The sequence below is a fragment of the Lysobacter sp. A378 genome, from assembly GCF_054052125.1.
On record NZ_JBSVRK010000001.1, the window covers coordinates 65,906 to 77,849 of the forward strand.

5 protein-coding genes are annotated in these 11,944 nt (G+C 65.4%); 3 read left to right on the top strand and 2 right to left on the bottom strand.

Annotated elements, in window-relative coordinates; all coding sequences use genetic code 11:
• The first annotated feature begins 139 nt into the window (after nt 1-139).
• Complete coding sequence (locus ACW7G1_RS00300; RefSeq protein WP_456977778.1) at nt 140-3,049, top strand: protein kinase domain-containing protein; 2,910 nt, start codon at nt 140-142, stop codon at nt 3,047-3,049.
• Between the two features lie 54 nt (nt 3,050-3,103).
• Here the strand turns inward: ACW7G1_RS00300 and ACW7G1_RS00305 are convergent, their stop codons facing one another.
• Entirely contained in the window at nt 3,104-4,918 is a 1,815-nt protein-coding gene (locus ACW7G1_RS00305) for a S8 family peptidase (protein ID WP_456977779.1), read from the bottom strand.
• A gap of 171 nt (nt 4,919-5,089) precedes the next feature.
• Nucleotides 5,090-6,916 (bottom strand): S8 family peptidase, encoded by a 1,827-nt coding sequence (locus tag ACW7G1_RS00310; RefSeq protein ID WP_456977780.1) that lies wholly within the window; start codon nt 6,914-6,916, stop codon nt 5,090-5,092.
• A 593-nt stretch (nt 6,917-7,509) separates the two neighbouring features.
• On the opposite strand from ACW7G1_RS00310, the gene ACW7G1_RS00315 reads away from it, so the two are divergent.
• The gene (locus tag ACW7G1_RS00315; protein WP_456977782.1) at nt 7,510-10,389 is read left to right on the top strand and encodes a winged helix-turn-helix domain-containing protein; all 2,880 of its coding nucleotides are present in this window, start codon (nt 7,510-7,512) and stop codon (nt 10,387-10,389) included.
• A 99-nt stretch (nt 10,390-10,488) separates the two neighbouring features.
• Complete coding sequence (locus tag ACW7G1_RS00320) at nt 10,489-11,871, top strand: FAD/NAD(P)-binding protein (protein ID WP_456977783.1); 1,383 nt, start codon at nt 10,489-10,491, stop codon at nt 11,869-11,871.
• Nucleotides 11,872-11,944 lie beyond the last annotated feature (73 nt).

Sequence of the window (11,944 nt, forward strand, 5' to 3'; positions counted from 1 at the left end):
CAGGACATGCCTGTCCCGGGATATATTCTTGGCCGTCAGCCCAAATCCCGCGGGCATGACGGCAACCGATGTCCGGTGGCCGCCCGCTTCCACGAAACTACGCAAGTACCCCATAAAGGTCGGTGTCGGACAGCCCTATATGCCAGCCACACGAGCCCACGCGCTGAAGCTGTTCGACGAATACGTCGAGATGTCCCGCCGCCGGCAATTGCGCGCGCTGGAACGGCTCAGGGACCACGACCGACCGCTGCATGACGCGCTGGCGGACATGCTGGCGGCCGACGCGCTGGAGCATCCGCTCGACGGGGCGCCATTCGAACTGCTGGCCCGGCTTCAGCGCAAAGGCGCGGCCGTCGAGCCACCCCCGCCCGATCTCCGCCTTGGCACGCGCCTGGGCGCGTGGCAGATCGACCGCATCATTGGCACCGGCGGTATGGGGACGGTGTACGAAGCCCACCGCGCCGACGACCATTACCAGCAGCGCGTGGCCCTCAAATGCATCCGCGCCGGACTCTGCTCACCGCGCCTGATCCAGGCCTTTCTCGACGAGCGCAACAACCTGGCGCAGTTGGACCACCCCGGCATCGCCGCGCTGCTCGACGGTGGGGTCGAACCCGACGGGCAGCCGTGGTTCACCATGCATTACGTGGATGGCATCCCCATTGATCACTGGTGCGCCGAGCGCCAACTGCCGGTGCACGAACGGGTCAAGTTGTTGATGCAGGTCTGCGATGCGCTCGCCTGCGCGCACGGAAAGCTGGTGTTGCACCAGGACATCAACACGTCGAACGTGCTGGTGACCGGCGACGGACGGGTACAACTGCTCGATTTCGGTCTGTCTTCCACCCTGATAAGAGGCAAACAGGACCACCCGTCACCCATGGCAGTACCCAACGGGTATACCGCCCCCGAAATCCTCTCCGGCATCGGGCCGCATGTCGGAACCGACATCTACTCGCTGGGCGTGGTGATGTACCGGCTGCTGTGCGGCGGCTGGCCGCTGCCGCCATCGTTGCTGCGCACGCGGGCGACGCCGCTGCCGTTACCCGCGCCGATGGACGAGGTAGCCGTTGTGGCTACGTATGAAATGGCGCGGCGACGCGGTTTCGGCAATCCGCAAGCGCTGCGCCGACACCTGGCCGGGGACCTGAGCGCGATCGGACTGAAATGCGTGGCCAATACTCCCGGACAGCGCTATCGCAATGCCACGGAGTTGCAAGACGACCTGCTCCGATGGCTGAAGCAACTGCCGGTGCAGGCGCACAGCAGCGGCACCGGGTATCGGCTGGGCAAGTTTCTACGCCGCAACCGATTGCCGGTTGTGTTGACTGCGGCTGTCGCGCTGGCGGTGGCCGGCGGCCTGGGCGTCAACACGATTCAGCACCACCGCATGGCCCGGGAAGCCGGGGCCACCCGGGCGGTAAGCCATTTGTTCGAGCAGATGCTGGGCAACGCCACGTTGTCGGGACTGAGCGAGACACCGTTCTCTTCCCGGACATTGCTCAAAAACACCGAAGCGCAATTGCGACAGGAGCCCCTGCAGTCGCATCCGACCCTGCTGTCGCGTGGCCTGTCGGCGCTGGCACGCGGCTATGCCGTCATCGGCGACTACCCGAAAGCAGCACAGCTGGCGCGCGAGGCGGAGGCCGCGGTACCCCAAAAGGGAGTGGAGAATGCGGAAGCCCGTGCGACCTGGGCATCCCTCCTCAACTTGCAGGCCCTGCACGCCCAGGCCGGTGAAGTGGCATCCGCAGGTCTGCAGCGGCTCGGCAGCCTCGATGACAAGCATGCAGGTCATGTTCGCCTCCGCCTGCTGACCGAGCAGGCACGTGCGCAGTGGGGCATGGCCGACAGTGATCTGGCTTTGGTCACGCTGCAGGCGGCGCTGACATCGGCGGAAGCGATGAGCGACACCGATCCGGAACCCTTGGCCGAGCTGTTGACCCTGCGAGGATCGTGGCGAACCAGGATCCTTCGTTTCGACGATGCGGAGCGGGACCTGCGGCGGGCGATCGCGCTGGTGGAAGACGACAATCTCCTGCTGGCGGACGAGGCGCGCCAACAGCTGGCGCAGACCCTGGTGGTGGCCGAGCGCACCGACGAAGCCGCGGCCATCGCCCAGGCGCTGGTAGAAAGCCGCCGCCGCTCCCTGGGCGAGCAGCACCCCGATACCGGAATCGCCTGGGTGGTGCTGGCCGACAATCAATTCATGCAGGGGCAGATAGACGCCAGCGCCGAATCGCTGGCCCGGGGCAAGGCGATACTCCAACAGACCTACGGCGTGTCCCACCCCGAGTATGCCGAGGCATTGCGCGTGGAATCATTGATCGATTACGCGCGTGACAACTACGAAACCAGCCTTGAGAAATCCCGCGACGCACTGGCCATCATCGAAAAGGCGCTGGGCCCCGAACACGACATGGCGCGGCGGGCGCGACACAACCTCGGCAACAAATTGAGCTCGGCGCCCGCCAGTTGGCCTGCCGAACGCTACCAGGCGGCGATCAACGAGAGCATCGCCCTGAACGCGCAGTTGTTGCAGGTGGGCAGGACCAAGCACATCCCCATGCCGCAGCAGAAGCTGCACCTGGCGCGAACCCTGATGAGCCGTCACCACACGGGAGACCTGGCCGACGCCGAACACCTGCTGCGCGGGGCCATGGTGGATGCCGAAACCTATTACGGGTCGCACCATACCTACCCGATGCTGGTCCGGCATTCGTTGGCCATCCTGCTGTTCCGGACAGGACATACCCGGGAAAGCTATCGGCAACTGGGAGCCACCATCGACGAAGCCACTGCCTTGTTACCGGCGACCCTCGCCCAGGCGGTGATCTACGAGTCGCTGAGATACCAGGCGTTGTGCGCCGTCCGCGAAGGGGACACTGCGCGGGCCGAGGCCCTTCTGCTTGAGGCGTCCGACGTGGCCGCCGAGCTTCTGGGCACCGACCACATGGCTTTTCTTGAAACGCGCTCCAGCCTGGAGGAACTGAGACGGACGGGCACGTTGCGGGATGCGGAAGATGCATTGGTCGCGATGGACCGGTAATACGAAAAACAGCAACCCCGGCCGAAGCCGGGGTTGCTGCGTTTACGGCAGGACTCAGTTGTCGTAAGTGGCAACCAGGCTCGCACCCGAGTAGGGCAGGAACCCGCCGCCACGCACCATCACGTGGTACGTGCCGGGCGTCGGGTAGGTTCCACGGCAGGTCTTGGGAGACCGGTTGCCCGTCAGACCGCAGGCGTAGACGGTCGTCGTGGGTTGCGAACCCAGCCGCACGTACAGGTCGGCGGAGGAGAAGAAGCCCGAGCCACCGACAAGCTTGATGCTGAGGTTGGTGGCCCCGGCCGGCACGTCGACGGTCCAGTACTGCTGGCTCCAGGCTGCACCGGCCACGCCGGTCACCGGCACGCCGTTCTGCAACTCACCGTCAACCGGATCGGTCGGGTCCGGGTCGGTCGGGTCCGGGTCCGGGTCCGGGTCGGTGCCGTCAAGCACTGCGTTCACCGCGGCCTCGGCGTTGACGATGCCGGCGCCGATCGGGCGCGACGGGGTGGACGGGAAGTCGCTCGCGGTGTCCTGCAGCAGCTCGAGCATCTCCGCCTGGGTCAGCGGGGTCTCCGCCGCCGCCTGGACCAGCGCAATCACGCCGGCCACGTGCGGGGCCGCCATCGAGGTGCCGTCGTAACTGGCGTAGGCCTCCTGTTCCGGCCCCTGGCGGCCGCTGTTGACGGTCGATAGAACGTCCGACCCCGGTGCCGCGATATCCACCGACGCTCCGTAGTTGGAGAAGGACGAGCGCGCACCGGTGTTGGTGTTGGAGCCGACCGAGATCGAGTTGCCGCAGTTGGTCATCATATATCTGGATGCGTCGCCATTGGCGTTGCCGGCGGCAACCACCACGATCGAACCGCGCTCGACGGCTTCCTTCATGGCCAGCTTGGTGGTTTCGCTGCAGGTGCCGGGGTACCCGCTGCCCACGCTGAGGTTCAGCACTTCGGCGGGGTTCTGATTGGCCGGGGCGCCGGGAACGCTGCCGCCCGAGGCCCAGGTGACCCCATCGCTGATATCGGACCAGGGACCGCCACAACGGCCCAGCACGCGGACCGGCACGACCTTCGCATCGGGGGCGACACCCGCAACGCCCTTGGCGTTATCGGTGACCGCGGCAACGGTGCCGGCGACATGCGTACCGTGCCAGGAGCTGTTTTTACCCCCATGCGGCTTTTCACCGAACTGCACGCAGAAGTTGGCTTCGAACCCATCTCCCACGTCGCGTGCGTCCGCATCGCGACCGTCGCCGTCGTTGCCCCTCACGGGATCGGAAAGAAAATCGTAGCCGGGCAGGAGGTTCGGCAGCAGGTCGGAGTGCTCGGTGTAGCCGGTGTCGATTACCGCGACCACGACGCCTTCACCGGTCGACTTGTCCCAGGCCTGCTCGGTGTGGGTGCCGCCCGGGCCATTCTTGAGACCGTACTGGCTTCCGTATTTCGGATCATTCGGCGCGGCGTACGCCACCGCCACCCCGTCGGCTTCGACATACTCGACATTCGGATCGGCGGCGATCTGCCGCATGAAGGCCTCGGCCTCGACGCGGTCCAGCGGACGATCGGTCTTGATCACGTCGGCGCCGACGCCGAGACGGCGGAGATGGCGCACGCCCCGGGTGGAAGGAACGGCGCGGGCGGCACTTTGCAGCGAGCCGGCCAACGCGCTGGCGCTGGTGGCCTGGGTGCTGCCATCGCGGTATTTCACGATGAAGCGGCTCTGCGTCGCGCCGGCTTCCTGCAGCCCGTTCAGGCTGCTCAGATTGATCCGCTGCCCGGCGGTGGCGGTCGCCGCCATGGATGTCAGTGCGATCGCGGTTGCGGCGACCAATGTACGCATGCGAATGCGCTTGTTCGATTTCCTGGACATTGCTTTGAACTCCCCGAATAGCTTGGTGTATTGAAAGCTGAACCCCGCAAGCGGATGCCGCGACGGACAGGCACGTTGCGGGATGCGGAAGATGCATTGGCCGCGATGGATCGGTAATACGCAAAACAGCAACCCCGGCCGAAGCCGGGGTTGCTGCGTTTACAGCGGGACTCAGTTGTCGTAAGTGGCAACCAGGCTCGCACCCGAGTAGGGCAGGAACCCGCCGCCACGCACCATGATGTGGTACGTGCCCGGCGTCGGGTAGGTCCCACGGCAGGTCTTGGGAGCCCGGTAGCCCGTCAGACCGCAGGCGTAGACGGTCGTCGTGGGTTGCGAACCCAGCCGCACGTACAGGTCGGCGGAGGAGAAGAAGCCCGAGCCACCGACAAGCTTGATGCTGAGGTTGGTGGCCCCGGCCGGCACGTCGACGGTCCAGTACTGCTGGCTCCGGGCCGCACCGGCCACGCCGGTCACCGGCACGCCGTTCTGCAACTCACCGTCGACCGGATCGGGCGTCGGGTCAGTCGGATCCGGGTCAGTCGGGTCCGGGTCCGGATCCGGGTCGGTGCCGGCAAGCACGGCGTTCACCGCGGCCTCGGCGTTGACGATGCCGGCGCCGATCGGTTGCGACGGGGTGGACGGGAAGTCGCTCGCGGTGTCCTGCAGCAGCTCGAGCATCTCTGCCTGGGTCAGCGGGGTCTCCGCCGCCGCCTGGACCAGCGCAATCACGCCGGCCACGTGCGGGGACGCCATCGAGGTGCCGCTCTTTGAAACGTAGTCTTCCTGACCCGGATCCTGGGTACCGGTATTGCCAGTCGACTCGATGTCCGACCCCGGTGCGGCGATATCCACCGAAGCCCCGTAGTTGGAGAAGTACGAGCGTGCGCCGGTGTTCGTGTTCGAGCCGACCGAGATCACGTTTCCGCAGTTGGTCTGCGTATATTGGGATGCATCGTCGTTGGAGTTGCCGGCGGCGACCACCACGATCGCACCGCGCTCGACGGCTTCTTTCATGGCCAGCTTGGTGGTGTCGCTGCAGGTGGCGGGACCCTGGCTGCCCAGGCTGAGGTTCAGTACTTCGGCCGGGTTCTGATTGGCCGGGACGCCGGCAACGCTGCCGCCCGAGGCCCAGGTGATCGCATCGGTGATATCGGAACCGTAACCGCCACAACGGCCCAGCACGCGGACCGGCACGACCTTCGCATTCGGTGCGACACCCGCAACGCCCTTGGCGTTATCGGTGACCGCGGCAACGGTGCCGGCGACATGCGTACCATGCCAGCCGCTGTTTCGAGCCGGGCTCGGCTTGCCAGTGAACTGCGTGCAGAAGCCGGTCTCGTACCCATCTCCCGCGTCGCGTGCGTCCGCATCGCGACCGTCGCCGTCGTTGCCGATCAGGGGCTCGGACACAAAATCGTAGCCAGGCAGGATGTTCGGCAGCAGGTCGGAGTGATCGGTGTAGCCGGTGTCGAGTACCGCGACCACGACACCCTCACCCGTCGACTTGTCCCAGGCCTGCTCGGCGTGGGAGCCACCCGGGCCATTCTTGAGGCCGTACTGGTCTCCATACTCCGGATCATTCGGCGCGTCGTACGCCACCATCAGAATGTCGGCTTCGACGTACTCGACGTTCGGGTCGGCGGCAATCTGCCGCATGAAGACTTCGGCTTCGACGCGGTCCAGCGGACGATCGGTCTTGATCACATCGGCGCCGACGGAAAGACGGCGGAGATGACTTACACCCTGGGTGGAGGGAACGGCGCGGGCGGCACTTTGCAGCGACCCGGCCAACGCGCTGACGCTGGTGGCCTGGGTGCTGCCATCGCGGTATTTCACGATAAAGCGGCTCTGCGTCGCGCCGGCTTCCTGCAGACCATTCAGGCTGCTCAGATTGACTCGCTGCCCGGCGGACGCGGTCGCCGCCATGGTTGTCAGTGCGATCGCGGTTGCGGCGACCAATGTACGCATGCGAATGCGCTTGTTCGATTTCCTGGACATTGCTTTGAACTCCCGGAATAACTTGGTGTGTTAAAAGTTGAACCCGCAAGCGGAAGCTGCGGGCGTTAACGTCATGGAGCGGATCGGGATGACCACTTCCCCCCATTGATTTGTCTATGATTTGTCTATGGGCGAATGTGACCCGACTTGCACATTCCGATGCATATGCACCGGCAGTTCGCACTCGGAACCTGAAGCTTCGGTGGGAGACCGTGTGACGCGGCTTCCTTTGCGTCCACGGCCGAAGACGTCGCTATTCGGCACTCCGTACCGACGTCCTTGCGAGGCCCCTGCACTCCGCTATTGCCCTTCCCTGGCATTCCTTCCCTGGCGCTCCTCCCTGGAAGGCGTTCCAATTGCCCGAGCAACCGGAGTGCAGGACAGATATAGGTGACGCCACGGGACATTTACTTATGCAAAGTGTTCAATTTCTTATCAATTAGTGATAATTACGAGACACACCTCACGTTATTGACCGGCGAACATCCCCTCGGCAGCCGCTATCGGGATAGTTGTGAGTCCGGCGGGAGCCGGCATGGCGGGTCCTGCAGAGGCGGACCGCCGCGATACAACCCACGACAGGAGCACGCGCAGTGACGGATGCACTCGGGTTTCCATGGCCCAGTGAGGTCAGGCAACTAAGGATCGGTGACCTGGAAATTGACCTGCGGTACCGCCAGGTCAGCAGTCCGGAGCAAACCGTCGAACTGCCCCAACGCGCGTTCGACCTGTTGCTGGAATTTCTTGCCAGCCCCCATGCCCTGCATACCCGGGCAATGTTGTTTGATCAGGTCTGGCAGGGTGTGATCGTCGAAGATGCCAACCTGTCACAAAGCATATGGCTACTGCGCAAGGCCCTGGGGCCATCGCGCAAGCAATGGATCCGTACCGTTGCAAAGAGGGGCTACGTGTTCGAGCCGCCCTGCCCGGTGGAGCCGGTGCTGGTCAATGCGACCGATGCCATTGACGGCGTGGAAGCGGGACTGGACGGCTTGCCGGCTGCGGAACCGTCGGAAGTCCGCATTGGCGGCCCAGAAGTTCCTGAGAAACGGCTCCACCTCTGGCTGGTGGCGACGGGACTGGCGGCGCTGGCCGCCATTGCCGTCGTTTTGGCACCCAAGCCCACGCCATTGGCACCGATTGATGCGGCAACCGCTCCGGTCGCCGTCGCACTGATCGAGGTTGGCAACAACAATGATGCCGAGGCCCATTGGCCGGCAATCCTGCTGTATGCCTGGCTGGAATGGAAGCTCGAATCGCTGCCGGAAGTCATCGTGATGAGCGAAGCGCACCTGGCTGCCGATGCGGCCTCACTGTCGCCCACGGTGGTGCTGCTCAGTTCCGGCCAGGCCGCCAACCAACCGGGCGAACGTTTCGTCCGCGCCCGCATTACCGACGCCGATGGGACCCGGCAACTGGAACTGCGCGGCAACCTGGCGCGGATTCCGGCACTGGTCGATCAGTTGTCCCAGCAGATACTGACGCAGCTGATTCCCGGTCGCGACGACACGCCGTGGCCCACGCTGGACATCGATGCATCCGCAGCCCGCAGCTATACCATCGCCTACCGGGACTATCGCGACCGGGACATGTCCGCCAGCGCGGCCGGCTTGCAGTCGGTAGTCGGACAGTCACCCGGTTTTGGACTGGCACAGCTGCAACTGGCGATGTCCCGGGCACGATTGGGCCAAGCCAATGCCGCCGTGGCACACATGCAGACGGCGCGCGAATTGCTGGTGCCGATCGGCGACGACACCGATCAGGTGCTGGATGCCGCACAACTGTGGGTCGATCCGCGTCGCGTGGTTGAGGCGTCTGCGGCAATCACCGCGCTGGCGGACAGATACCCGAAAAACCTGAGATTCCGCCTCGACCAGGCCTGGTTCCAGCTACGCTCCGGCCAGGCCGACCTGGCACTGGAGAGCCTGGCGGGGGTGGAGTGGCAACGCCAGCCCATCAGTTTGCGCATTCCCTGGTTGATTTGCCTGGCCGAGATTGCCGGCGCCCGCGGCGACCTCGCTGGCATGCGTACGCACGCGATGGCGGCCGAGCAACTGGCACGAGACGCCGGCCCGGGATGGGAGCCTGAGCGCGCGATCGCCATCCATCTGAAAGCACAGGTCGATGTCGCCGAATTCGGGGACGAGGCCGATATGTCGCAATTCGAGCAGGCGGCGACGCTGTTCGCCGCTGCCGGCGCGGAACTGGACGCATTGCACGTCAGGGTTTCCGCCGAACTGTCGAAGCCACCGTCGGCGCCGTCGACGCAGTTGGACACCCTGCTGGCCCGATCACACGCCGGCGGTTATCGATCCATGGAGGTCCAACTGCTTCGCCGTGTCGCGTTCCAGCACTACCACGCCGGCAACCTGGCTGAATACCGCAAGCGACTGGATGAGGCGCTCGCCATCGCCGTGGCTGCGGGCGATGCCCCCGGGCAGCGTGCATTGCAACTGGACTTGCTCAACGAGGACGCTCTGGCGGGTCGCTTCGATCAGGCTCGTGAACGTGTTCGCCTTATCCGAAGCCAGGGGTTGAAAGGCAACCTGGCGGTGTGGCTGGACCAGCTCGAGGCTATTATCCTGACCACCGAGGGCGACTACACCGGCGCGCTGGAAGTACTCGAGCACACCGTGAAGCGTCTCGCCCGTGAAGACCTGCCGCCATTGCCCACGGTGGTTTCCGCGCGACTGGCATGCGCAAGGGTGACAGGATTGTTGTCGTTGGGACGGATGCAGCAAGCGCGCATGGCGCTGGAGCGCTGCGGTCTGGACGGGCCACCCGAGCTGGAGGATCAATTGGTGATGCACCAAGCTGCCATCTCCCTGCTGGCCGGCGATGCTGCGTCCGCGTCGCCACGGCTGCAGACGATGGTGACCCGGACCCGCTCCATGGAGCAAGGCCCCCACCGCTGGTTGACGGCACTGCAGACCGCGCCACTGCTGGCTCGCGCGGGTCAACTGGAAGAAGCGGACGCCTTGTACACCGCCACCCACGACGCACTGCAAGGTTCCGGATACGCCTGGTTGCTCGCTCAGACGGAAGTTGGCCAAGCCGAAACCGCGGCCGCGCGCGGCCGGTGGACTCAGGCGATGCGCCACGCCGAGGCCGCACGCCAAACCTATCCCAACGACACCTGGATGCAGTCCCACCGCCTCGACCTGGTCGCAATCCTGCACGCACTGGCCGACAACCGGCCCGAGGCCGCGCAATCCCTGCTGGCACGCAGTCACGCCCGCGCCCATGCGCTGGGAGATGTCGCGGTACAGCTGGAGCTGCACAGCCTTATGGCGGCCGATGGCCGGCTCGACGACTGCGACGTCCAAGGCCCTGCCGCGGGCACGCAAGTTGCCACCACCGGCATGCGGGGCGCCAACGTGGACTGGATGACGCCCTGGCCGGCAGGCCGCGAAGCGACCATCGCGGCGGCACCTGCCCACAACCGGGATCCGGCCGCCCAGGTACAGCGTTGACCGATCCCCGTTGATGCAGCCAACATCGTCACTGCACATGTCACGCAGACGCAGTTTTCAGCGGCGAAGCGGTCTCCGCCACTCACCTACAATCGGGCCATGACGAATCCAACCCTTTCCGTGGATGTCGCAATCATCGGCGGTGGCGCGGCTGGCGTGATGACGGCCATCCATCTCTTGCGCCTGGCTGCCACGCCGCTGCAGGTCGTCCTGGTCGAACCTGCCGCGATGCTCGGCGAAGGTGTCGCCTACGCCAGTCGCGCCGCCGAACATCGGCTCAACGTGCCCGTGCAGCGCATGAGCGCGTTTGTCGACTGGCCCGAGGATTTCCTCGACTTCATGCTGGAACACCACGGCTCTACCGATCGATCGGCGGGGTCGTTGGCCGCCAGTTATGCGCAACGCCGACACTATGCGGACTACCTGCGTGATCGGCTGCGACAGGCCGAGACAGCCAGTGTCGCCCAGCTTGAAGTCGTGCACGATCGCGCGGTCGCGATGACAGGATCGGGACCGGACTGGCGTGTGCGGCTCGCCTCGAGCGCGACGGTTTGCACGCGCAATGTCGTGCTGGCAATGGGCAATACCGTGCGCCCGCTGCCCGCGCGCGGGGTTGATGCGTTGTCGGTCGGCCAATACCTGGAAGCCTGGCAGTACGAGTCCGTCGTCCAGCTTCGGCGCGATGCCGATATCGCGATCATCGGTTCGGGCCTGAGCATGGCCGATGTCGTGTTGTCGCTTCACGCCGGCGGTCACCGCGGCCGCATCCATGTGCTGTCGCGACACGCCCTGATGCCGCTGCCGCATGCCGACACCCATGGGGCCGCGGATTTCGACCCGGCGGCACTGCTCGCACTGTCCTTGCGCCAGAGATTGAAGGCACTACGCGGTCATGCGGCCAATGCGATTGCCCGTGGCGAGGCGTGGCAAGGGGTGATCGACTGTATCCGCCCGCACGTGCAGGCCTTGTGGCAAAGCCTGTCGGTCACTGATCAGCGGCGCTTCCTGCGTCATGTCGTGCGGCAATGGGACGTGCACCGACACCGGATCGCGCCCGACGTGCACACCACGATCGATGCGCTGCGCGCCAGCGGCCAGTTGCGGCTTTATCGCGGACGCTTGCAGGCGGCAACGTCCACCGCTGACGGGGTGCGCCTCGAGGTTCAACGGGCCGACGGCGGCGCACGGGTGCTGGAGGTCGATCACCTCGTCAACGCCACTGGCGTGGAGACCCGCGCCGCATCGATGCGCAACGCCTTGTTGCAGGACCTGCTGGCAACGGGCGTGGCGGTATCTGGCCCGCATGGCATTGGCATCGATACGGCAGCCAATGGCGAGGTGATCGCACGGGATGGCGCGGTACAGACCACCGTGCTGGCGCTTGGCAGCCTGCGCATCGGCAGCCTGTGGGAGAGCCTGGCAGTACCCGAACTGCGCAACCAGAGTGAAGCCATCGCACGCAAACTGCTCGGCGGGGATTAGACCTTCGTCGAGGCAGTACCGGAGTCGTACTGCCTCGCCCTACACTCGGCGATCGACTGACCACGGAGGCGCG